Genomic DNA, 23,473 nt, shown 5'->3' on the forward strand with positions numbered 1-23,473 from the left:
CTAGTCCCCCGGCGCGATCTTTGCGGGCTGCGGGGTGATCTCCGAGTAGCTCTGGCCCTTCATCTTCGCCTGGTACTGGCCGGCGGCCCGCAGCTGTGCCAACGCACGGTTGTATTCGCGGGCCTCGTCGGTGGTGGCCTCCGAGCTGTCGATGCGCTCATGCAGGTTCGCGACCGTCACCCGCGCCTGTTCCACGGAGATCTCCTGCGCGAGCTCGGCAAACGAACTCAGGAGCGATACGCGATTACGGAAGACCGAGATGAACCCGTCGGACACCGCGATGATCTCGTCGATGCCCTCCGGGGTGGTCACCTGCACGGCGCTGGGAACCAGCGCCGCCATGAACGGCTCGTGGTCGGCGAGGATACCGATATCGCCTTCGGTCGTACGGGCGACGAGCGAGACGGCCTGGCCCTCCCAGACCTTGCCCTCCGCAGCCACCACCTCGACCTGGAGAAGATTCGGCATCAGCCCTCCTTCTTCAGCTGGTCCCACTTCTTGTTGACATCATCCATGTCACCGACGTTGAAGAAGGCCTGCTCGGGAATCTCGTCGCACTTGCCCTCGGCGATCATCTTGAAGCTCTCGACGGTCTGCGCCACCGGCACGGTGGAGCCCTCCACGCCGGTGAACTTCGTGGCCATGTAGGTGTTCTGCGACAGGAACTGCTGGATGCGACGGGCACGTCCAACGACGATCTTGTCCTCCTCCGACAGCTCGTCGATGCCGAGGATGGCGATGATGTCCTGCAACTCCTTGTTCCGCTGCAGGATCTGCTTCACCTCGGTGGCCACGTCGTAGTGTTCCTTGCCGACGTACTCGGGGGCCAGGATGCGGCTCGTCGAGCTCAGCGGATCCACGGCCGGGTACAGGCCTCGCGAGGCAATGTCGCGGCTGAGCTCCGTCGTGGCGTCCAGGTGGGCGAAGGTCGTTGCCGGAGCCGGGTCGGTGTAGTCATCGGCCGGCACGTAGATGGCCTGCATCGAGGTGATCGAATGACCTCGCGTCGAGGTGATCCGCTCCTGGAGCTGGCCCATCTCGTCGGCCAGGTTCGGCTGGTAGCCCACCGCCGAGGGCATCCGGCCCAGCAGCGTCGACACCTCAGAACCTGCCTGGGTGAACCGGAAGATGTTGTCGATGAACAACAACACGTCCTGGTTCTCGACGTCGCGGAAGTACTCCGCCATCGTCAGGGCCGACAGTGCCACGCGCAGGCGCGTTCCCGGCGGCTCGTCCATCTGGCCGAAGACCAGTGCGGTGTCCTTCAGCACATTGGCCTCCTCCATCTCATGGATGAGGTCATTGCCCTCGCGGGTGCGCTCCCCCACGCCGGCGAACACCGAGGTGCCACCGAAGTTGTGGGCAATGCGGTAGATCATCTCCTGGATCAGCACGGTCTTGCCGACGCCGGCGCCGCCGAACAGGCCGATCTTTCCGCCCTGTACGTAGGGGGTCAGCAGGTCCAGCACCTTGATGCCCGTCTCGAGCATCTGGGATTCGGGTTCCAGGGCGTCGAACGCCGGCGGCTCGCGGTGGATCGACCACCGCTCGTCGATCTTCACCGTGGCGGGGTCGGCGTTGAGCAGGTCGCCGGTCGCGTTCCAGACGTGACCCTTGGTCACATCGCCCACCGGGACCTTGATCGGTGCACCGGTGTCGACCACCTCGGTGCCACGGCGCAGGCCGTCGGTCGGCTTCAGCGAGATGCATCGCACCGTGTTGTCGCCGACCTGGAGGGCGACCTCCATGGTGATGGTCGTTGAACCATCGCCGCTGTCGAGCGAGACGTGCAGGGCATTGTCGATCTCGGGAAGGCGACCCGAGGGGAACTCGACGTCGACCACCGAACCAATCACGCGGACGACATGACCGGTGCCGGCCGTCCCGGCGTCCTCGGGAGCTGTCTGTGTGGCAGTCATTCACATCTCCTGTGTTGATTCGGACAACGCGCTCGCGCCGCCCACGATTTCGGTGATTTCCTGGGTGATCTCGGCCTGGCGCGCGGTATTGGCCTGACGCGTCAGGGTGTCGATCAGTTGCTGGGCATTGTCAGTGGCCGAGTGCATGGCCTGCTGGCGGGCCGCCAGCTCGGACGCCGCCGACTCACGCAGCATGTACTTGATCCGATCGATCACGTACAGCGGCAGGAGTGCGTCCAGGACCGTCTCGGCATCGGGCTCGAAGTTGTAGGGCGGTGCGATCTCCGCATTGTCGCTCACGACGTCGTCGCCGGCGTGGGCCGTCTCCTCCTGGTCGCGCACGACCTGCAGGGGAAGGAGCCGCACCAATTCGGTGCGCTGGGAGACCAGGGACAGGAACCGCGTGTACACCACGTGGATCTCATCGACTCCGCCGGCCTCGGTGTCCTTCATGATCTGATCGATCAGCACCCGCCCGATGTCATGGGCATTGGCGTAGTGCGGATCCTCGGAGAACCCCTGCCACGACTGCTTGATCGGCACATGGCGGAAGTTGAAGTAATCCAGGGCACGGCGCCCGACCGTGTAGATGTCGGTCTCCAGCCCACCCTCGGCCAGGTGCTTGAGCAGTCCCTCGGAGGCCCTCATCACATTGGCGGGATAACCGCCGGCCAGACCACGGTCGGAGTTGATCACCAGCACCGCGGCGCGCTTGGGATGCTCCTTGATCTGGGTCAGCCGGTGGTCCTCGCGCGTGTAGGCCGCCACGGTTGACACCGCACGCACGAGTTCACGGGTGTATTCGTCGGCGTTGCGGGCCCGCTGCTGGGCCTTGGTGACGCGCGAGGCGGCGATGAGCTCCATGGCCTTGGTGATCTTCATCGTCGTGGCAACGGAATTTCTCCGTTGCTTCAGCTCACGCAGGGATGTCGCCATGGTCAGGACCTCTTCGTGGCCACGATCTTGGCCTGGTTGATGTCCTCATTGCCGACCTTCTCCGAATCCCTGGCACCGGCCAGCAATTGGCCGTCGCTGGTGCGGAAGGTCTGCTTGAACGAGGCGATCCTGTCATCGAGGGAGGCCACGGTCTCGTCGCTCAGCGCACCGCTGGATGCGATGGTGGTGAGCAGGTCGGTGCTCTCGCGCAGGAATTCCAGGAACTCGGACTCGAAGCGCAGCACATCGTCCACGGGCACGTCGTCCAGCTTGCCGTTGACGCCGGCCCAGATCGAGACGGCCTGCTCCTCCATGCGCAGCGGCTGGGCCTGCTGCTGGCGCAGCAGCTCTGTGAGGCGTGCGCCCCGGTCGAGCTGGCGGCGACTGGTCGCGTCGAGGTCCGAGGCGAACATGGCGAAGGCCTGCATGTCGCGGTACTGGGCCAGGTCGATCTTGAGCGTTCCCGAGACCTTCTTCATGGCCTTGGTCTGGGCAGCGCCGCCGACGCGGCTCACCGAGTTGCCGACGTCGACAGCCGGCCGCTGGTTGGCGTTGAACAGATCGGAGAGCAGGAAGATCTGACCGTCGGTGATCGAGATCACGTTCGTCGGGATGTAGGCCGAGATGTCGTTGGCCTTCGTCTCGACGATCGGCAATCCGGTCATGGATCCCGCACCGAGCTCGTCCGACAGCTTCGCGCAACGTTCCAGCAGGCGGGAGTGCAGGTAGAACACATCGCCGGGGTAGGCCTCGCGGCCCGGCGGGCGGCGCAGCAGCAGCGACATTGCCCGATAGGCCTCCGCCTGCTTGGTCAGGTCGTCGAAGACGATGAGCACGTGCTTGCCCTCGTACATCCAGTGCTGTCCGATGGACGAGCCGGAGTAGGGGGCGATGTACTTGAAGCCGGCGGGGTCGGATGCCGGGGCATTCACGATCACCGTGTACTCCATGGCGCCGGCCTTGCGCAGATTCTCATGAACCTCGGCGACGGTGGTGTTCTTCTGGCCGACCGCGACGTAGATGCAGCGCACCTGCTTCTTCGGGTCACCGCTGCGCCAGTTGTCGAGCTGGTTGATGATCGTGTCGGTGGCGATGGCGGTCTTGCCGGTCTTGCGGTCACCAATGATCAACTCACGCTGACCGCGTCCGATCGGGATCATCGAGTCGACGGCCTTGAGGCCGGTCATCAGGGGCTCGGTGACCTCCTGGCGATCCATCACGCCGGGGGCCTGGAGCTCGAGGGCGCGACGCCCCGCGATGCCGTCAATGGCACCCTTGCCGTCGATCGGATTGCCCATCGCGTCCACGACACGACCGAGATAGCCGTCGCCGACCGGCACGGACAGGATCTCACCGGTGCCCCGCACGATCGAGCCCTCGTCGATGCCCTCGGACTCCCCGAGGACCACGACGCCGATCTCCCGCTCGTCAAGGTTCAGTGCAATGCCCATCGTGCCGTTGTCAAAGCGCAACAGCTCGTTGGCCATGACATTGGGCAGGCCCTCGACGCGCGCGATGCCGTCGCCGGAAGTGGTGACGTGGCCGACCTCTTCGGGGGCCGCCTGTGTGGGCGTGAAATTGTGGACGAAGGTGTCCAGCGCGTCGCGGATCTCATCCGAGCTGATGCTCAGTTCAGCCATGGCGTTTGCCTTCCTGGTTGTCGCATGTTGTCCCGGTACGGGAGTGGTCGTGGGTAACTTGTCGGCCATGGGGCTCAGGCCAGCTCACGTTGGGCTTCGGACAGCTTCGAGGCCACCGTGCCGTCGATCACGTCATCGCCCAGCTCGACGCGGACCCCGCCAAGAACCGACGGGTCGACGTGTTCGGCCATGTCCACCGGCTGTCCATACAATCGGCGCAGTTGTTCACCGAGTTCGGCCATTTGGTAGGCGGGCAGGGGCCTTGCCACGGTGACACGTGCCAGGATCCGGCCAAGGACCTGGCTGGCCAGCTCCATGCACGACCACAGCGCGTCCTGCACGTGCTCGCCGTCACGTACCGCCCGGCCGACCAACATCGCGGTCACGGGGTCGACCTTGTCGCCGAGCAGTTGGTCGACGAGCTTGGCCCGGGCCTCCTCACCGGCGGTGTGCCCGGCCATGGCAACCCGTAGCTCGTCATGTGTCGCCAGGGTCTCACGCACCACGTTCAGCTCGGTGCGCACCTGATCGGCGTCTGTGCTGCGCAGGGCGATGCGAATCGCCTGGCGGCCCAGCCCCGAGGTGAATTCCCGACCGCTGGCCCAATCAAGGGCCAGTGCCTGGACCACGAAGTCGACCGTGGGCCCGCTGAGGCGCTTGCCCAGGAGGGCTCCCGCAAGCTTGCCCCGACCCTCGGCCTCCAACGCCGGGTCGGTCAGAGCGCGCCCCAGGTCAGGCTGAGCATTCAGCTCATCCACCAGGGCGAAGAGTTCCGTACTCAGGGACGAGGTGGCCACGATCTTGTCGGCTGCCTCGTCCAGGCGCTCAATGCGGGTGCCGTTCACGTTGGTCACTTTCCGATGGTCTGGTTTCGTGCGGGCTGGTTTTCCAGCTCCTTCAGGAAGCGTTCGACGGTGCGCTTGGCACGCTCGTCGTCGTCGAGGGACTCCCCGACGATGCGTCCGGCCAGGGTGGTTGCCAGTCCGCCGACCTGGGTGGTCAACTGGCCGGCGGCGATCTCACGCTCGCTGGCGATCTGGGCACGGGCCTCCGCGATCATGCGGGCCTGTTCCTGCGCGGCCTCGTTCTTGGCATCGCGCAGGATCTCGGCACTGCGGGTCTTCGCATCCTCGCGGGCCTTTGCCGCCGACTCACGAACCTCAGACAGCTGCGCCTGGTACTGTTCGCGGGCCTTTGCCGCCTCAGCCTGCACCTGCTCGGCATGCTGGATGCCGCCCTCGATCTCGCTGCTGCGCTTTTCATACAGCTGCTCGAAGCGGGGCGCCACGGCCTTGGCCACGATGATCCACATGAGCCCCAGGAGCAACAGTCCCGCCAGGAACTCAGGCAGCTCCGGGAGCAGCGGCCCCAAATCGATATGGGGCACCAATCCGTTGGGTGTCATCGGCCGAGGCTCACTTGATGAATGCCAAGACGAAGCCCAGAATGGCGAGGGCCTCAACAATGGCGAAGCCGATGTACACCGGCGTCATGATGTAGCCGCGGGCCTCGGGCTGACGAGCGATGCCCTGAATGGCCGCGGCGAAGATCAGCGCCACGCCGATGCCGGGTCCGAGGGTCGCCAGACCGTAGCCGATGACGTTGAGCGAACCGGAGATCTCCAACGGTGTCATTGCATTTCCTTTCGGATGGTTATCTTCGAATGAAGATGACTTTGGTCAGTGGGCTGCGCCCACCGAGGAACCGATGTACTGCGCAGCCAGGATCGTGAAGATATAGGCCTGCAGGAACCCGATGAACAACTCCAGGCACAGCATCGCCACTCCGAAGAGGAGGGCAAAGACGCCGGTGACATTGTAGAAGCTGTTGTGCACCCAACCGAGCAGCGCGGCACCGCCACCAACGAACACCATGATGGACATATGTCCGGCGAACATATTGGCGAAGAGTCGCACCGACAGGGTGAGCGGTCGGGTGATGAATGAGGACAGGAATTCCAGCGGGATGATCACCGGGTACAGCCACGGCGGCACCCCACTGGGAATGAGGGCGACGCGCAGATAGCCCAGGCCGTGCTTGGCGAAGCCGGAGATCACATAGGCCAGAAAGGTCAGGATCGCACCGGCATAGGCGTAGCTGACGCGCGAGAAGGTCGGGAACATGAACACGAAGGTCTCGCCGAACCAGTTGCTGACCAGGATGAACGAGAACAAGGTGAGCAGGTACGGGGTGAAGCGGCGGTAGCCGGGGCCGATCATGTCGCGCCCGATGTTGCGGACGAAGTCATAGACGTACTCGGCGAAGAACTGGGCCTTCGAGGGAATCACCTTGAGGCGACGCGAGGCAATCAGCCAGTAGGCGAGAACACCCACGAATCCGATAATTGCCAGCAGCATCGGCTTGTTGAACCATGTGGTTCCGAACCAGCCGGAGAACTCGAAATCCTCCTGGCTGGGCGCGTGCCAACTGCTCACTCCCCCGCCGATGCGCTCGGCCAGGAAGGTCAGTGCGATCCAGACCACCAGCATCGTCACCACAATGGCAACGGGATGGCCCTTTGAGGTCTCGGGAGCGTCCACCACGGTCGCTTCATTACTCATGACGGCCCCCGAATCGCTTGACAATGAGATACACGGCCGCTGCAGTCCCGATCAGCAAACCGGCCGGCAGGAACCATACCGTGTTGAATAGCTTGTCTGCCAGCCAGCCGAGCCCGCCATACAGCGCAATTCCGGCCAGGAGATAGGAAACGCTTTGTAGTCCGCTGCCGGGCTGGGCCTGGTCAGGATGCTCGTCATGCTCGACCGGTTCGCTCATGGCGTCTCCCTTCCCACCGATGCGTAGATCGGCAAACGAGCGCGACGGTGGGCATCCACCAGTCCCGCAGTCCAACCAATGACCATCGCCAGGACGGTCCACACGAATCCATTGCCCCGGTTTGCCCCGGCCAGCAGCCCATGACTCGCCAGGAGCCACAGCACCAGTGCGACCGCTGCCGCGCGCACCAGGAACCCGGCGAGCAGCATGGTCATCCCGAAGGCATCGGCACGCCGCACCGCCAGGGCGTCACCCACGACTCCGGCAATGAAGTACAGCCCCACCAATCCCACTGCGAGCAACCAGCCGATGACCGACTCGAGGCCGCCGACGATGCCGTTGACCACTCCTGCGGGCACAGCGCAGACCATCGCGAACAGCAGGCCACGACGCGTCATCGAGCGCAGCCATGCACTGTTGACAGAGGGGTTCAACGGTGGGGCCCTTCAGAGCAGTTGGGTGCAACCATGAGTACTTTGAAGTTACCACGCATTGGGCCGCAAGAAACAATTCAGCGTTCAACCGGTTTGGGCTCGACGAGCCGCCGTGCGGGCGACTTCGGTTGGCGCATGGGAACCACGGTCAACACGATCGCGACCGCAATGGCCACTGCCACCGCCAGGATCACCGGCCAGTACCAAGCCAGCCCCAGGGCGATGACGCCGAAGGCGATGATCGCGGTCCACATGTACATGATGAGCACCACCTTGATCTGCGAGTGTCCACGCTGGAGGAGCCGGTGGTGGAGGTGCTTCTTGTCGGCGACGAACCACCAGTTCCCGTTCCAGGTGCGGCGGATGTAGGCCATTGTCATATCGATCAGGGGCAGGGCCATGATCGCTATCGGCAGAACGATCGGGAGCAGGGCCGGCAGTGCGTCACCCCGACTCGGCGTCAGTGCCGACGAGTCGATCTGCCCGGTCAACGACAAGGTGCTGCACGCCAGGAGAAGTCCCAGCAACATGGCGCCGGAGTCGCCCATGAACATCTTGGCGCGGAAGAAATTGTGGGGCAGGAAACCGGCACAGATACCCGCGATCGTCGCCGTGACCAGGCTGGCCGTGGTGGCGACGACGAATTGTTGTTGATAGGCGAGCAGATAGGTGTAGACGAACATCGCCAGCGAGCCGATGCCCACCACCCCCGCCGCGAGGCCATCGAGCCCGTCGATCAGGTTGATCGCATTCACGCAGACGAAGATGTAGAGCACCGTGATGAGGATCGAGGTCGGCTCGTCGAGCGCGAAGATCTGGTGCGGCAGGCTCACCCAGTACATGCGCACCCCGTTGAGCACGGCGACGCCCGCAGCAAGCACCTGACCCGCGATCTTGGCCATCCACGGCAGGTCGATCGCGTCGTCGATCGCCCCGATCACGCAGATCACCAGCGCTGCCAGGAAGATGCCCAGGGCATCGCGCGAGACCGTGGGATGACGCCCCAGGAAGGGCATGTGGGCAGCCAGGAGGAAGGCCGCGCCCACCCCGACCAACATGGCAACCCCGCCCAGATAGGGCGTCGGGGTGGCGTGGACGTCGCGTTCGCGCACAGGGGCCAGCGCACCGGTCCGGATGGCGACCCGTCGACACAGGCCCGCGAACAGATAGGTCGCGGCGAATGCGGTCAGCATCACCAGGAGGTACTCGCGCATGGGGCTGCTCAGTCCTGCCCGGAGCCTGATCCGGCCCCCGCATCGGCGGAGCTGTCGGGCGTCCCGGAGGGCCCGGACCCGGATGGGGCATCAGGTGACGACGAGGGCGGGGTGGCCGCGGCCGCCTGATCGGCCTGCACCTGTTCGGTCACCAGGTCCTCCAGCCCGGGGGAAAGCCCCTCCAGCTGGTCGAAGCCGATGACGCCCTGACGCAGGATGCGCCCGGCGGGGCTGACCGTGAAATCAACGATGGTGGACGCGACCGGACCCGGGGTCCGGCCACCATCCAGGTAGACGGCCACCGAATCGCCCAGCATCGCGATGGCGGCCCCCACGTCGGTGGCTGAGGGCTGCCCCGAGATATTGGCGCTGGACACTGCCAGGGGGCCCGTGTGCAGGAGCAGCGCCCGGGCGTCGTCATTGTCCGGGACGCGGACCGCAATCGTGCCCGCGGTCTCCCCCAGGTCCATGTGCAGGGCGGTGGCCGCATTGAGGATCAGCGTCAACGCGCCGGGCCAGCACTCCTTGATCATGCGCTCGGCACCCAGGGGGATCGAACTGACCAGGGCGGGCAGCATGGCGGGCTCGGCGATCAGCACCGGTGGTGGCATATCGCGCCCGCGATGCTTGGCATTGAGCAGGCCCTGGACGGCATCGGCCGAAAAGGCATCGGCCCCGATCCCGTACACGGTGTCGGTCGGCAGCACGATGTTCTGGCCGGCACCCACCGCGGCCTGGGCCGCCCGCAGCGCCTCATCCCTCTGCGTGGCCAGGTCAAAGCGTCGGAAGGACTCTTCCCCGGAGCCGCCCTCCTGCGGCGATGCGGCGGACGTGCCCTGCCCCATCTGGTCGGTCTTGTTGGTTTGCGCACCACTCACGTGCGTCATTGTCCCACGTCGTCGCGCCGGATCGCCGTGACGAACCGTGGCCGTCCGGTGAGATCGGGATGGTCCTCGACGTGTTCGAACCGACCCGCCGCCGAGATGATGCCCGCCGCGGAATGGCCCTGCGTGTCGTCATGTTCGACGATGAGCCATCCCCCGGGGCGCAGCAGTCGCGTCGCCACCGGCACGATCCCACGGATCGTCTCGAGCCCGTCGTCACCCCCGAACAGGGCCTCGTGCGGGTCGTAGTCGAGCACGTCAGCGGGAAGCTCATCGGCATGTGCGGCCGGCAGATAGGGCGGATTGGAGATGACCAGGTCGACCTTTCCCTCCAGCTGCGGCAGCGCATCGGCCATATCACCGGCCACGACGGTGGCCGGTGTGTCGGCAAGGTTGCGCCGGGCCCACTCCAGGGCCTGCGGGGAGCGTTCCACGGCATACATGCGTGGCGTGCCCGGGTATTCACTGAGGATCGACTTGGCGATGACCCCGGACCCGGTGCCCAGGTCGACGATCACCGGTGAGGGGCCCGTGTCGGCCCTGAGGTTGAGCAACTGGTCGAGCGCGAAGTGCACGACGGCCTCGGTCTCGGGCCGGGGAATGAACACGCCGGGACCCACCTGGACATCGATCTTGCGGAACCAGGCACGCCCCGTGAGGTACTGCACCGGCTCTCCTGCGGCGCGACGCCTGATCAGGTCCGCGTAGCGGTCGGCCACCGCGTCGTCGACCTCCCGCGTGGTGGCCAGACCGGCAGGATCAAGGTCGGCGGCGGCCGCCAGCAGGTGGCGTGCCTCGGCGCGGGGCGACTGGGCGCCTGCCGAGGTGAGTTCATTGATGCCCTGCTTGATGAGGGCTGCGGGACGGTGAGTGCTCACTGCTTTTCGCTTTCTGTCGCCTGACCCAGGCGCTCGGCCAGGTCTGCGGCCTGTAGCGCCTCGATGAGGGGTTCCAATTCACCGCCCAGGACGGCGTCAAGGTTGTGCGCCTTGAAGCCGATCCGGTGGTCGGTGATGCGGTTCTCCGGGAAGTTGTAGGTGCGGATGCGCTCGGAACGATCGACCGTGCGCACCTGCGATTTGCGGGCCTGTTCGGCCTGCTGGGCTGCCTGTTCCTCTGCGGCGGCCACCAGGCGCGCCCGCAGGACGCGCAGGGCCTGCTCCTTGTTCTGGAGTTGGCTTCGCTGGTCCTGGCTGGTCACCACCACGCCGGTGGGCAGGTGGGTGATGCGAACCGCCGAGTCGGTGGTGTTCACTCCCTGGCCACCCTTGCCGGTGGAGCGGTACACATCGATGCGCAGGTCGTCGGGATTGATCTCGATCTCGCTCTCCTCGACGTCGGGCATGACGAGCACTCCCGCCGCCGAGGTGTGGATGCGTCCCTGGGATTCGGTCACCGGGACGCGCTGCACGCGGTGGACGCCACCCTCGAACTTCAGGGCGCCGTAGGGGGCCTGGGCGTCATGCCCGGTGGCACGGAAGGCGAGGGTGACCGACTTGAAGCCACCCAGGTCGGTGGGCTCGGCGTCGATGATCTCGGTTGACCAGCCCTCGCGCTCGGCGAAGTGCTGGTACATGTTCAGCAGGTCGCCGGCGAACAACGCGGACTCCTCACCGCCCTCACCGGACTTGATCTCCATGATGGCGTCGTTGGAGTCCAGGGGGTCGCGCGGGGCGAGCAGTGCGGTGAGCTTGTCGGTGACCTCGTCCAGCCGTGCCGAGATCTGGTCGGCCTCCGCTGCGAAGGCGGGATCGTCGTCTGCCAGTTCCCTGGCGGCCGACAGGTCCTCGGTGAGTTGCTGATGCTCGTCGAGGGCGTGCACGACCCCGGTGAGTTCGGAATATCGCCGCCCCACCTTGCGGGAGCGGGCCTGATCGGAGACCACGGCCGGATCGGCCAGCTGCTTCTCCAGATCGGCAAACTCCTGGCGCAGCCCCTGGGCGGACTCGAACATCAGGTCACTCCTATTGGTCGGTTCCCACGTCCGGGCACCGGCATCTGTTGGTGAACATGAAACAGGCGTCGAGTGCCAGATGACACCCGACGCCTGTTTGGACAGACTTACTTGGTTGCAGCGGCCTTTGCCTTGCCGTAGCGACGCTCGAAGCGGGCCACGCGACCACCGGTGTCCAGAATCTTCTGCTTGCCGGTGTAGAAGGGGTGACAGTTGCTGCACACGTCGGCAGACATCACATCACCGGGGAAAGTGCTGCGCGTGGTGAACTCATTGCCACAGGTGCACACGACCTTGACGTCGTGGTACTCGGGATGCGTGCTGTTCTTCATCTGGATTGCTCCTCTAGTCGCGGACCGGGTCGCTACCGTGCTGCACAGACGGTGTCGCATTGGACGACGCGCGTGAACCGGGCCATTGGGTGACTTTACCCGATCGAACGTTCAGTGCCACTCTCGTGGCCCCCTGTCAGTCCGATCCGGGCGTTGTCGAAGATATCAACACCAGGAACTCTGAATTATTCCGGGTCTTCTTCATGCGGCTCAGCAGGGTCTCAAGGGCCTGCTGCTCCTTCTGCCCGGACAGGGCCCGGCGCAGCTTCCAGATGATGTCGAGCTCCTGGCGGCTCATCAGGAGTTCCTCGCGACGGGTGCTGGATGCCTCGACGTCGACGGCCGGGAAGATCCGCTTGTCGGCCAGCTGGCGCGACAACTTGAGCTCCATGTTGCCGGTGCCCTTGAACTCCTCGAAGATCACCTCATCCATCTTCGACCCGGTCTCGACCAGTGCCGTGGCCAGGATGGTCAGCGAGCCACCGTTCTCGATGTTGCGGGCGGCGCCGAAGAAGCGCTTGGGCGGATACAGCGCCGCCGAGTCCACGCCGCCGGACAGGATGCGGCCCGATGTGGGGGCGGCGAGGTTGTAGGCGCGCCCGAGTCGGGTGATGCCGTCGAGCAGCACCACGACGTCGCGCCCCAGCTCCACCAGGCGCTTGGCGCGGGCAATGGCCAGCTCGGCGATCGTCGTGTGGTCATCTGCCGGGCGGTCAAAGGTCGAGGCGATCACCTCCGCGGTGGTCGTCCGCTTGAAGTCGGTGACCTCCTCGGGACGTTCATCGACGAGCACGACCATCAGGTGCACCTCGGGATTGTTCACCGTGATGGCATTGGCGATGTTCTGCATCACCATGGTCTTGCCGGCCTTCGGCGGGGACACGATCAGGCCTCGCTGGCCCTTGCCGATGGGTGACACGAGGTCGATGATGCGCCCGGTCATGTTGGTGGAGACCGTCTCCATGCGCAGGCGTTCCTGGGGGTACAGCGGGGTGAGCTTGCCGAAATCGGGACGCTCGCGCATGGCCTCGGGGCCGGCGCCGTTCACCGTGTCGAGGCGCACCAGCGGGTTGTACTTGGAGTGGCGCTCCCCCTCGCGCGGCTGGCGCACGGCACCGGTGATCACATCGCCCTTACGCAGTCCGTTCTTGCGCACCATTCCCATGGCGACGAAGGCGTCATTGGGCCCCGGGAGGTAGCCCGAGGTGCGCACGAACGCGTAGTTGTCCAGAACATCCAGGATGCCGGAGACATCGACCAGGACATCGTCCTCCTGGACCGTGGGGGTCTCCATCTCGTTCATGGGACTGTTGCGGTTGCTGCGCCGACCCTGACGATCACGCTGGCGACGACGCCGGGAGCGCCGACCGCCGCTGTACTCATCGTCGTCACGACGACCTGAGTCATTGCGACCCGAGTCATTGCGATTCGAGTCGTTGCGGTTCGAGTCGTTGCGCGTGGACTCGCTGTGGTTGCGATTTGACTGGTTGTGGTGGCGCTCGGGGCGCTCGTCGCGGTTGCGCTCGTTCTTCTCGGAACGATTCCCGCGGCCGCTCAGCTGCTCCAGGCGGGCACCCACCTCATCGTCGACGCCCTGGTTGCTCGTGCGGGAGCCCTCGTTACGGGCACCGTCACTGCGGGAATTGTTCGTACGGGTCGAGTTGCGTTCGCTGCGGCCGCCACGGTCATTGTCCGTGGTCCGCTCGGTGGCGGTGCCCGACTCGCTGTCGGTGTTCCGCTCGCGGCGGCTGCGTCCCGAACTGTGTTCGGCGGCCTCAAGGCGGGCAGCGATCGCGTCGGCCGTCGACACATCCCGTGCCGGGCCCTCCTCGATCGTCGCCTCACGCGGTGCGCGTGACACTGAGCGGGTCCGGCGCTCGGCGGGCCCCTCCTCATGGCGTGTGGCCTGCTGCTGTGCGGGCTGGGCACCGGAACCGCCGCGACGCGAGTCAATGGCATTGATCAGATCGCCCTTGCGCATGGCGCTGACGCCCCTGATCCCCAACTGCGCGGCGACCTGCTTCAGTTCGGTAAGCCTCATGGCACTCAGCGTGCTCATGGGATCTGCGGGCCCGTTCTCTGCGACGGCCTGCGTGGTTTCGCTCACGAATGTCCTTTCGGCGTCGCCCGGGGAAGACCCACTGGGCGAAAGAATGTCATCTGGGGCCAAGGCACGACGCGCCCATCGGCGACCGCACGGGATCCGCATGGCAAAGCATCGGAACCGAGGCGGGACTACGAGAGGATCTGGCGAACGAAGGACCGGAAACCGACGACCGCACTGCCAGCTGTGGCAAGACGGTCAGAGTCGACTCGTGATGGGGAACAGCCGCTTGGTGGGCTCGTTTCCGGTCTGATCGGACAAGGCCGTTGACCCGGATGAGATACGGCTGCTTGAGCAGCAGCTCGTGCTTCTAGGCTAGCAGGCGTCGGGCCCCGAGCAAAGCGGATCACGCAGGCGCCGCCCCGGCGTCATCGGACGCGGGACGGCGCGGGGCGTTCAGGCCTGCAGCCCTGACTCCAGTTGCTCGGACGCGGCGAGGAACTGCTCTTTCAGCTCCTCGTAGTCGTGGGCAACCGGCAAATGGGGGAACTCGGCGATCACATTGGCCGGTGGGTTGAACAGTGCCCCGTAGTCGGCCTGGTTCAACATCGCGGTGTCGTTGTACGAATCACCCGTGGACAAGGTGGTGAAGTTCAGCGACTGGAAGGCGCGCACCGCCTCATATTTCCCGTTGGGCTGGCGCAGCTGGTAGCCCACGACCATGTCGTCACGCACCACCAGGCTGTGGCAGAACAGCGTGGGTCGACCGAGCTGGTCCATCAGCGGATCGGCAAAGTCGTAGAAGGTGTCGGACAGGATGACCACCTGCCAACGCGCCCGCAGCCAGTCAAGGAACTCCTTGGCGCCGGGCAGCGGGCCCATGTCCGCGATGACCTTCTTGATGGCGCTCAGGGTGAGCCCATGCTTGGCCATGACGGCCAGGCGATGGTCCATGAGCTCGTTGTAGTCCGAGATGTCGCGAGTGGTGAGCTTCAGCTCGTCGATGCCGGTGCGCTCGGCGACATTGATCCAGACTTCGGGCACCAATACGCCCTCGAGGTCAAGGCAGGCGATGTGCATATTCTCTCCTAGGCTCCTTCTGCGCGCATGAGTCGAACCGACCCCAGCACATAATCAGACTTCTCAAGTTCTTCCAGGCAAACCATCATGTCGGATTCCTGGGCCTCGTGCGTCATCATTGACACGCGCGCCGAAGCGGCCTCGCGGCCGTCCTCGATCGGCGTCTGGCGGATGGAATGCACCGAGACGTGATGCTTGGCCAGCAGGCTTGCCACCGACGCCAGCACCCCCGACTGGTCAGCCACCCGGAAGCGGACGTAGTAGCGGGTGCGGGTCTCCCCCATCGGTGCGAGCTGGTGGGCCTGATAGACCGAATGGGCCGGTCCCACCACGCCCCGCATCCGGTTGCGCGCCACGGTGACGAGGTCACCGGTCACCGCGCTGGCCGTCGGCGAGCCCCCCGCACCGGGACCCATGAACATCAGGCGCCCGGCATTCGCCGCTTCCACGAAGATTGCGTTGTAGGGGCCATTGACCATGGCCAGGGGATGCGAATACGGCACCATGGCCGGGTGCACGCGCACGCTGATGCGATCGTGCTCGTCGATCTTGGCGATCGCCAGGAGCTTGACCACGCAGTCGCTGGCGCGGGCGGCCTCGATGTCTGCGGTGGAGACGCTGGTGATCCCCTCGCGGAACACATCTGAACCCGAGACCGGCGAGTGGAAGGCCAGTCCGGCCAGGATCGCTGCCTTGGCGGCAGCGTCATAGCCCTCGACATCGGCGGTGGGATCCTGCTCGGCGTAGCCGAGTTGCTGTGCGGTCGCCAGTGCCTCTTCAAAGTCCTGATGGTCGTTGGTCATCTTGTCGAGGATGTAGTTGGTGGTGCCGTTCACGATGCCCATCACGCTGCGGATCTCATCGCCCACCAGCGATTCCCGCAGGGGTCGCACGATGGGGATGGCGCCCGCGACGGCCGCCTCGAAGTAGATGTCCACCCGGTTCTTCTCGGCCGCGGCATAGATCTCCTCGCCGTGGGCGGCCAGCAGGGCCTTGTTGGCCGTGACCACCGAGGCGCCGTGGGTGATCGCCGAGACGATGAGTTCCCGGGGCGGATCGATGCCCCCGATGAGCTCGATCACGATGTCGGCGCCACCGTTGGCCACCAGGCCGGCCGCATCATCGGTGAGCAGCTCGGGGGGAATGCCCTCGCGCGGCTTGTTCACATTGCGTACGGCGATGCCGATGAGCTCGAGATGACAGCCCGCCTTGGCGGCGAGGTCCTCGGCCTTGTCCAGCAGGGTGCCCGCAACCTGTCGGCCGACGGTGCCACAGCCCAGCAGAGCCACTCGCAGCACCCTGGTCGGCGCGGTCACCTTCGCGTCCTGATTCATTGCCACCCTTTCAGCGTCCCACGTCGAGACTGAGGAGGTCGTCCATGGTCTCACGGCGAATCATCGCCGAGAGCTCTCCGTTGTGCACGCGCACCACCGGAGGGCGAAGCGCATGATTGTAGTTACTGGCCATTTCGCGGCTGTAGGCCCCCATATCGGGCACGGCAATGAGGTCGCCGGGCTCAATGTCGGACGGCAGGAAGACATCGCGCACCAGAATGTCGCCGCCCTCACAGTGCTTGCCGACCACCCGGCTCAGCACGCCGGGTTCGGAGGACGTGCGATTTGCCAGGACCGCAGAGTATTCGGCGCCGTACAGGGCCGGGCGGATGTTGTCGCTCATGCCGCCGTCGACACTCACGTACACGCGCTGGCCACCGCCGTCCAGGTCGACGACCTTGACGGTGCCGACCGTGTAAATGGCCATGGTGGTGGGTCCCACGATGGCCCTGCCCGGCTCAATGGACATCTTCGGCACGGCCATCGAATGTGCCCGCGCCTCGTGCTCCACGATCTCGCGCAGCCCGGTGGCCAGCGCATCGGGGGTGGAGGGCGAATCGGCGCTGGTGTAGGCAATGCCGAAACCGCCCCCCAGGTTCAGCTCGGGCAGGTGCACGCCGGTCGCGTCGGTGAACTGGCTCGACAGCTTCATGGTGCGCAGGGCGGCCACCTCGAAGCCCCCGGTGTCGAAGATCTGCGACCCGATGTGGCTGTGGATCCCCAACAGGTCCATATAGGGGCTGTAGTGGCAGCGCACCATGGCGACCATGGCCTGCCCGTTCGCAATCGAGAAGCCGAACTTCTGGTCCTCGTGGGCGGTGGCGATGTACTCATGGGTGTGCGCCTCAACCCCGGGGGTCACCCGCACCATCACACGCGCATGCCAGTCATTGTCGCGGCACAGCTGTTCGATGCGTCCGATCTCGTCCAGGGAATCAACCACGATGTGGCCCACGCCGTTGCTCAGGGCCAGCGCCAGCTCGTCACTGGTCTTGTTGTTGCCGTGCATCCCGATCCGTGCCGGGTCCATGCCGCCGGCGAGGGCGACCTGGAGTTCCCCACCTGAGCACACGTCCATGCCCAGGCCCTCCTCCATCACGAGACGGGCAATCGTCCGGGTGAGCATCGCCTTGCCCGCGTAATAGACATTCCATCCGTCGAAGGCGCTCTTGAAGTCACGGGCCCGGTGGCGGAAGTCGTCCTCGTCGAACAAGTACAGCGGGGAGCCCTCACGCTCGATCGCATCAACCACGTCGATTCCGGCCACACCGACACGCCCGTGCTCGTCCCGGGAGACATTGCGGCTCCACAGGGCAGGGTCGAGTTCGTTGAGGTCGGCCGGCTTCGTGAGCCACTGGGGCCCCGGGGTTGAGACGTCGGCGTGAATCGCGCCCGCAACATGCATATGGGTCACGGTCCACCATTCTTCCAGAAAGCCGCCACGCCGGAGTGCAGGCGTTCGCCCGCGGACGACCGTGTGACGCGCTGGCCGTAGTGCAACCCGGGGCGCTAAGCTGTCGGACGGCCACCCCAAGGCGGCCATGCTCCCGTAGCTCAGGGGATAGAGCACCGCCCTCCGGAGGCGGGTGCGAGGGTTCGAATCCCTCCGGGAGCGCCGTGCCGGACCCGGGACGTGCAGCAAGTCCGGGCGACCCGGATCCCAGCCCGGAACCGAAGGGCTCCCCGCATGGTCCCCTGCTCGCCATGGGGCCCTGCCCGATCAGCACGAGCGCCCACCCGATCAGCCTGGGCCGCCCGGTGAGGCTCATGCCCCCCGGCAGCTCATCGCGCACACCCGTGGCACGAGCCACCTCGTCGGGATGATCACGTGCCCAGTCGCGGGCCTTCGCCGACAGCGCCGAACCCGAGACGTGGCCAACGACCAGACCCACCAGGATGACCGCCACCAACAGGATCCAGCCAACCCGTGACATCCAATGGCTTGCCACCGAGCCGAGTGCCCACATGAGCGCGGTGGTGCCGCCCGCCCACGCCACTGCCCCGCAGATGTTGGCGATCAGGAACCGTCGATAGCTCATCCGTAGGCTCCCAGCGAGGGGGCCCGCGAACATCCGCAGCAGGGCGATGAACCGTCCGAAGAACACGGCCGTGACACCGAAGCGGTTGATCAGGTGTTCGGCGTAGGCAAGGCGCACCGCGGAGGCCTGTGCCGGAAAGCGACGACCCAACCAGCCGAACAGTCGCGGGCCGAGGCGCCGGCCCAGGGTGTACCCGATGGAGTCGCCGATGATCGCCCCAACACTCGCGGCGATCCCGATGCCCCATGCGGAGAAGCCCGCGTCGGGATGGTGGGTGAGCAGGACCACCGAGATCAGGATCGTCTCACCGGGCAGCGGGACCCCAAGGCTCTCCAGTCCGACGACCAACCCGACGAGCACATAGGCCCAGCCGGCCGGAAGCCCGAAGAAGAATCCTGACAGGTCCATCGCCCACCCCTCATCGCTGGCCAACCGCCAGTTGCCATCATGTCCCCACCGGTCGGAAAGCTGCCATCATGTCCCCACTGCCCGGCAAGTTGCCATCATGGCAACCGGGAACCGACATCGCACGCCTGTCCGCGGGCTGTGAGTGTGCGTGCCGAACCCACAGGGCGTGCGGTGGGATCCACTGGATGCTTTGATAGCCTTCTCGTCGCCGAAGGTCGGTGCATGGGACCAAGTGGGGCGGACATGGCGGAATTGCCCGTGACGAGCGCGGGCGCGACCGCCGCCACACCAGCACGCTTCTCCACGCGGATGTCGCGACAGTTCACCCTGTCATTCACCCGCGAAAGGCTGCGCTCGGCCAAGTTCTTGTTGTTCTTCTGGTTCGCCGCGCGATTCCTCATCCTGGCAACCTGGGCGTTCATCACCCCGGCCACCCAGGGCGACGTCGTGTACTACTACCAGAAGATCCAGGTGTTGTTCAGCGATGGTCCGGCCAACACCCTGCAGGAATATCCGACCCCTGTGATCTGGGTGTTGCTGATCCCCTATCTGATCGGCTTCGGCAATGAACACGGCTATGTCATTGCGTTCGTCTGCATGATGTTGGCCCTCGATGCACTGTTCTCGTGGTCGCTGTGGCACTCAGGTGGCTCCATGGGCGGGCAGGCGGTCGTCTTCTGGACACTGTTCCTGGCCATGGTGGGACCCACCGCCTTCCTGCGCTTCGACCTGATCACCTCGGTGTTGGCGGGCTGGTCGATCATCTTCCTGTTGCGACGCCACAGCGCAGTTGCCGGGGGCCTGACTGCGCTGGGGGCTTCGGTGAAACTCTGGCCGGCCCTGTTGTGGCCGGCGCTCCTACCGGGCCCGGCCAGGCAGAAGTTCCGGGCCACGGCGGGCTTCCTGCTGACCGGGCTGGCCATGGTGGGGCTGTCGCTGCTGTACGCGGGGTGGGACCGACTGCTGTCGCCCCTCACCTGGCAGCAGGGCCGTGGACTGCAGATCGAATCGGTGTGGGCGACCCTTCCGATGTTGGCCCGCACCGTCAACTCCGACAACTACGCCGTCACCCTGTCGCGGTACCAGGCCTTCGAGATCTGGGGCCCGGGGGTGAACACCCTGCTCAGCGCCTCGGACATCTTCTTCGCCGGCGGGCTTGCCGTGGCGGTCCTGGCCTATCTCGTGTGGCTGTGGCGCGGACACGGCCGCCTGATCGAGGCGGTCGTGCTGGTGCAGTTCGTGATCATCGTCATGATCGTGACGAACAAGACCTTTTCGCCCCAGTACATGATGTGGCTCGGCGGCCCGCAGGCGGCGGCATTCGCCGTCCTTGGCACACGCAGCCACCATGTGGAGGAGTTCTACGTCGACCGCTCCCGGCTCAACACGCTGTCGATGTGGATCCTGGTGGCCACCTTCCTCACGCTGTTGGTCTATCCGATCAGCTATGACTTCCTGGTCAATGACTGGAATGTGCGCGACAGCCTGCTGAGGTTCCCGGCCACCCTGTTACTCGCCGCCCGCAACATCGTGGTGGTGATCGTCCTGATCGATGTCATCAGGTGGGTGTGGAGCTTCCTGAGGCCCCGGGCCGTGAAGGCCGTGCGACAACGCCGCCGTGGGGTCGAGGCCCCTCAGTGAGTCGCCAAGCACTTGACCGACGACCCGACTCCCGTCCACCCGCCAGCATTCCGGTGACCCGGCCGGTGACAGCGAGTCGCCCGGAGACGGCGAGCGCCGGCGTCCGCCGGGGATGGCATCGCCGGTCCGGCATAGCGACCATGCCACGTGTCCGCCCGAACGGCTGGTGGGCCGTGGTCGCCTGGATCGTGTCGCGATCCCTGATGGCGTGCCTGTTCATCAACCTGGGCAGTTACCTGCGCTCCGATGTCATCTACTACTTCACCTCCGTGCAGGGCGCCAGTCCCATGCACCTGGCCGGGGTGCTGTCCGAGTATCCGGTACCGATCGTGTGGCTCATCCAGCTGCTGGCAGCGATCTCGGGGCCATCCGCCGATGTCTTCGTCTTCGTCTTCGCCGCAACGATGGGTGGGCTCGATGCCGCCTGTTGCCGATGGTTGTGGCGGCACTCACCACGCGCCTGCAGCTTGTGGATCGCCTTCACCTTCCTGATCGGCCCGCTCATCTGGTTCCGCATCGACCTGGTGCCGGCCGCGTTGGTCCTGGCCGCGCTGACCATGACAACGCGGCGCCCGGCATGGTCCGGGGCGGCCGTCGCGCTGGGCGCGGCGACGAAGCTGTGGCCGGCACTGCTGATCGTTCCCCTGGCCGGCACGCGACGCAGCGCACGACGCCGCGCAGGCGGATTCCTGCTCGTGGGCGCACTGATCGGCACGGCCGTCGTGGTCAGTCAGGGTTTGGCCCGTTCGGCCTCTCCCCTCACCTGGCAGGCGACCCGGGGCCTGCAGATCGAGTCGGTGTGGGCGACGCTGCCGATGGTGCAACGGCTGGTGTCGCCCGATGACAGCTGGTCAGTGGCCGTCAGCAGTTTCCACGCCTACGAGATCTCCGGCCCGGGCGTGGCGGGATGGCTGCAGGTCTCTTCCGCCGCCACAGCCGCCCTGCTGGCGCTGACGGCGCTGCTCGGCTGGCTGATCGCCCTGGACGGCATGGGACTTCCGGGCCACCGACGCGCGCTGCCGGCCGATCCCGACCGTGACGCCCAGCGGCACGAAGCCATGCTGTGGGCATTGCTCGCAATCATCGTCGGCGTGATCGTGGCCAACAAGGCCTTCAGCCCCCAGTACATGATGTGGCTGGCGGGACCCCTGGCGATGTTGTGGGCCGAGGGCACCCGGGCCGGTTCCCGCAGGCCCGCACGGCGCGTGACCATCATGGCCCTCGCAGCGGCCGGCCTCACGCAGCTTGTCTTCCCGCTCAACTACACGGCCCTGGTCGGCGATCATCCCGGCGGGTTCGTGACCACGGTGCTGGTGGCCCGCAACCTGGTCATGGTCGGCCTGGCCCTGCACTGCACCCGACACGCCCTGCGGGCCGCGTGGCGGGTGGGCCTACGCAGCGATCCCGCCCCTGATTCCGGGAGAGAACTTGTCTGAGTCGAACACACCATCCGGGTCGAACGCCCCCAGGCCCACCGCAGCGTCCGCCGACAACGGGTCCACGACGGGTGTGACCGTCACGATCGGCCCACCCGCCATCGCGGACGCCCGTACCGGGAGCTGGGTGGCACGCTTCCCCCTGCTGGTGGCCTTCTGGGCGCTGTCCCGCGTGGTCATGGCCTGCATCTTCATGACCGACCTGTGCAGCTACATCCGCAACGACGTGCTCTACTACGGCACGGCGGTCGCCAGCTCACCGGTCCCCCTGCTCGACCGCATGACCAATGTGCTCGACGAGTACCCGACGCCGATCGTCGGGTTCCTCCAGGTGATCAACGCGTTGGCGGGCGGCTCCACGTCCACCTTCGTCTCCGTTTTCGTCCTCGTGCTCTGCCTGGCAGACGGTTTCGCCGTCGCTGCCCTGTTCTTCCGTGAATCGCCGCGAGCCGGCTGGGTCTGGGCGGCCGCGGGCCTGCTACTGGGGCCGCTGCTGTGGTTCCGCCTAGACCTGTTGCCGGCGCTGGCCGTGCTCGGGGCACTGCACTGGATGGATCGTCGCCCCAGGCTGGCCGGGGTGATGATCGCCCTTGGTGCCGCCCTGAAACTGTGGCCGGCCCTGCTGATCATTCCCATGATGGGCCGGGGCCGGCTGGCCCGCTCCCGAACGCTGGGCTTCGTGGTGGCCGGGCTGGTGCTCGGTCTCGGGTCGCTGCTGACGCAGGGCTGGGCACGCTCCGCCTCGCCACTGACCTACCAGGGGGATCGTGGCCTCCAGATCGAATCGGTGTGGGCCACGGTGCCGATGGTGCGGCGCGTCATCTCCGGTGATTCGGGGCTCACGGTCTTCTTCAGCCAGTACAAGGCCTATGAGGTGTCGGGCCCGGGCGTGGCCGGCTGGATCCAGGTCAGCGACCTGCTGCTCGTGGTGATGATCGTCGCCACCGTGGCGCTGGGATGGTTGATCGGCCTGCGCGGTGTCGGCCTGCGCGGGCATCGATGGGCTGCACCCGGTGAGAAGGACCTGGGGGCCATCGACTGGGCGATCCAGTTGTCGCTGCTGGCCATCATCTGCGGGGTCATCGTGGCGAACAAGACGCTCAGCCCGCAGTACCTGATGTGGCTGTTCCCCTCGTTGGCGATCATCACGGCCCGCGCCCGTGGCGAGCGCCAACGCCGGGTCGTGCGGCGCATCCTGGCGTTCGCGGCGACGTCGCTGGCCCTGACGCCCTGGGTGTTCCCGCTGGGCTACTCCGGGTTGATCTCCTCCACACCGAATGCAGGGGTTACCTGGCTGCTCGTGCTGCGCAATCTCGGACTCGTTACGCTGACCGCATATTCATGGTTTGAGGCGTGGAGGGCGGCTGTTCGCAGCGGGGTTTTCGAACCCGAACTGTAGA

At 65.9% G+C, this 23,473-nt stretch carries 22 protein-coding genes, 1 tRNA gene and 1 pseudogene; 4 read left to right on the forward strand and 20 right to left on the reverse strand.

The annotated features are described in order from the left end of the window. From RM25_RS05560 to lysA, 19 genes are all read right to left on the reverse strand, one after another. Positions 1 to 468, reverse strand: a complete 468-nt coding sequence (locus RM25_RS05560) for a F0F1 ATP synthase subunit epsilon (RefSeq protein WP_052809127.1) — start codon at positions 466 to 468, stop codon at positions 1 to 3. Then, positions 468 to 1,919, reverse strand: a complete 1,452-nt coding sequence (atpD, locus tag RM25_RS05565; protein ID WP_013160952.1) for a F0F1 ATP synthase subunit beta — start codon at positions 1,917 to 1,919, stop codon at positions 468 to 470. The genes RM25_RS05560 and atpD overlap by 1 nt, the downstream gene beginning before the upstream one ends. Then, a complete protein-coding gene (locus RM25_RS05570) occupies positions 1,920 to 2,855 on the reverse strand; it encodes a F0F1 ATP synthase subunit gamma (protein ID WP_013160951.1) in 936 nt (311 codons plus the stop codon). It abuts the gene before it with no gap. Between the two features lie 2 nt (positions 2,856 to 2,857). Next, positions 2,858 to 4,495 (reverse strand): F0F1 ATP synthase subunit alpha, encoded by a 1,638-nt coding sequence (atpA, locus tag RM25_RS05575; protein ID WP_041704150.1) that lies wholly within the window; start codon positions 4,493 to 4,495, stop codon positions 2,858 to 2,860. A gap of 74 nt (positions 4,496 to 4,569) precedes the next feature. After that, positions 4,570 to 5,349 (reverse strand): F0F1 ATP synthase subunit delta, encoded by a 780-nt coding sequence (locus RM25_RS05580; protein WP_044636168.1) that lies wholly within the window; start codon positions 5,347 to 5,349, stop codon positions 4,570 to 4,572. Continuing rightward, entirely contained in the window at positions 5,346 to 5,900 is a 555-nt protein-coding gene (locus tag RM25_RS05585; protein WP_036941293.1) for a F0F1 ATP synthase subunit B, read from the reverse strand. The genes RM25_RS05580 and RM25_RS05585 overlap by 4 nt, the downstream gene beginning before the upstream one ends. 10 nt (positions 5,901 to 5,910) lie before the next feature. After that, positions 5,911 to 6,129, reverse strand: a complete 219-nt coding sequence (gene atpE, locus RM25_RS05590) for an ATP synthase F0 subunit C (RefSeq protein WP_013160947.1) — start codon at positions 6,127 to 6,129, stop codon at positions 5,911 to 5,913. 45 nt (positions 6,130 to 6,174) lie between these two features. Further along, positions 6,175 to 6,942 (reverse strand): F0F1 ATP synthase subunit A, encoded by a 768-nt coding sequence (gene atpB, locus RM25_RS05595; protein WP_036941473.1) that lies wholly within the window; start codon positions 6,940 to 6,942, stop codon positions 6,175 to 6,177. Positions 6,943 to 7,048: 106 nt separating this feature from the next. Beyond that, on the reverse strand, positions 7,049 to 7,273 hold the full coding sequence (locus tag RM25_RS05600) for an AtpZ/AtpI family protein (protein ID WP_013160945.1): 225 nt from the start codon (positions 7,271 to 7,273) through the stop codon (positions 7,049 to 7,051). Beyond that, a complete protein-coding gene (locus RM25_RS05605) occupies positions 7,270 to 7,671 on the reverse strand; it encodes a hypothetical protein (RefSeq protein WP_044636169.1) in 402 nt (133 codons plus the stop codon). The genes RM25_RS05600 and RM25_RS05605 overlap by 4 nt, the downstream gene beginning before the upstream one ends. 113 nt (positions 7,672 to 7,784) lie before the next feature. Beyond that, positions 7,785 to 8,921 (reverse strand): MraY family glycosyltransferase, encoded by a 1,137-nt coding sequence (locus RM25_RS05610; protein ID WP_044636170.1) that lies wholly within the window; start codon positions 8,919 to 8,921, stop codon positions 7,785 to 7,787. A gap of 8 nt (positions 8,922 to 8,929) precedes the next feature. Then, positions 8,930 to 9,799 carry an L-threonylcarbamoyladenylate synthase gene (locus tag RM25_RS05615; RefSeq protein ID WP_230954623.1) on the reverse strand — a complete coding sequence of 290 codons (870 nt, stop codon included), beginning with the start codon at positions 9,797 to 9,799 and terminating at the stop codon, positions 8,930 to 8,932. Positions 9,800 to 9,804: 5 nt separating this feature from the next. Continuing rightward, complete coding sequence (gene prmC, locus RM25_RS05620) at positions 9,805 to 10,683, reverse strand: peptide chain release factor N(5)-glutamine methyltransferase (protein ID WP_013160940.1); 879 nt, start codon at positions 10,681 to 10,683, stop codon at positions 9,805 to 9,807. After that, a complete protein-coding gene (gene prfA / locus RM25_RS05625; RefSeq protein ID WP_013160939.1) occupies positions 10,680 to 11,759 on the reverse strand; it encodes a peptide chain release factor 1 in 1,080 nt (359 codons plus the stop codon). The genes prmC and prfA overlap by 4 nt, the downstream gene beginning before the upstream one ends. Before the next feature lie 107 nt (positions 11,760 to 11,866). Beyond that, a complete protein-coding gene (gene rpmE / locus RM25_RS05630) occupies positions 11,867 to 12,091 on the reverse strand; it encodes a 50S ribosomal protein L31 (RefSeq protein WP_013160938.1) in 225 nt (74 codons plus the stop codon). Between the two features lie 136 nt (positions 12,092 to 12,227). After that, on the reverse strand, positions 12,228 to 14,198 hold the full coding sequence (gene rho / locus RM25_RS05635) for a transcription termination factor Rho (RefSeq protein ID WP_013160937.1): 1,971 nt from the start codon (positions 14,196 to 14,198) through the stop codon (positions 12,228 to 12,230). Positions 14,199 to 14,591: 393 nt separating this feature from the next. Beyond that, complete coding sequence (gene thrH, locus RM25_RS05640) at positions 14,592 to 15,215, reverse strand: bifunctional phosphoserine phosphatase/homoserine phosphotransferase ThrH (RefSeq protein ID WP_013160936.1); 624 nt, start codon at positions 15,213 to 15,215, stop codon at positions 14,592 to 14,594. A gap of 8 nt (positions 15,216 to 15,223) precedes the next feature. Further along, on the reverse strand, positions 15,224 to 16,549 hold the full coding sequence (locus tag RM25_RS05645) for a homoserine dehydrogenase (RefSeq protein ID WP_013160935.1): 1,326 nt from the start codon (positions 16,547 to 16,549) through the stop codon (positions 15,224 to 15,226). Positions 16,550 to 16,559: 10 nt separating this feature from the next. Continuing rightward, positions 16,560 to 17,963, reverse strand: coding sequence for a diaminopimelate decarboxylase (lysA, locus tag RM25_RS05650; RefSeq protein ID WP_036940653.1), 1,404 nt, complete (start codon positions 17,961 to 17,963; stop codon positions 16,560 to 16,562). 129 nt (positions 17,964 to 18,092) lie between these two features. Between lysA and RM25_RS05655 the strand changes: the two genes are divergently transcribed. Beyond that, positions 18,093 to 18,164 (forward strand) — tRNA-Arg (locus RM25_RS05655). Between the two features lie 367 nt (positions 18,165 to 18,531). Here RM25_RS05655 and RM25_RS13505 read toward each other — a convergent pair. Then, a pseudogene (locus tag RM25_RS13505) lies at positions 18,532 to 18,996 on the reverse strand (DedA family protein); the annotation flags it as partial. Positions 18,997 to 19,239: 243 nt separating this feature from the next. Here RM25_RS13505 and RM25_RS05660 point away from each other — a divergent pair. The 3 genes from RM25_RS05660 (at position 19,240) to RM25_RS05670 (ending at position 23,472) form a co-directional block, all read left to right on the forward strand. After that, positions 19,240 to 20,637, forward strand: coding sequence for a glycosyltransferase 87 family protein (locus RM25_RS05660; RefSeq protein ID WP_013160932.1), 1,398 nt, complete (start codon positions 19,240 to 19,242; stop codon positions 20,635 to 20,637). Positions 20,638 to 20,777: 140 nt separating this feature from the next. Beyond that, positions 20,778 to 22,073 (forward strand): glycosyltransferase 87 family protein, encoded by a 1,296-nt coding sequence (locus tag RM25_RS05665; protein ID WP_013160931.1) that lies wholly within the window; start codon positions 20,778 to 20,780, stop codon positions 22,071 to 22,073. Beyond that, positions 22,066 to 23,472: a glycosyltransferase family protein gene (locus RM25_RS05670; protein ID WP_013160930.1), complete on the forward strand. Its 1,407-nt coding sequence runs from the start codon at positions 22,066 to 22,068 to the stop codon at positions 23,470 to 23,472. Before RM25_RS05665 ends, RM25_RS05670 begins: the two co-directional genes overlap by 8 nt. Position 23,473 lies beyond the last annotated feature (1 nt).

Origin of the sequence: Propionibacterium freudenreichii subsp. freudenreichii, assembly GCF_000940845.1 — a bacterium.
Lineage (GTDB): Bacteria > Actinomycetota > Actinomycetes > Propionibacteriales > Propionibacteriaceae > Propionibacterium > Propionibacterium freudenreichii.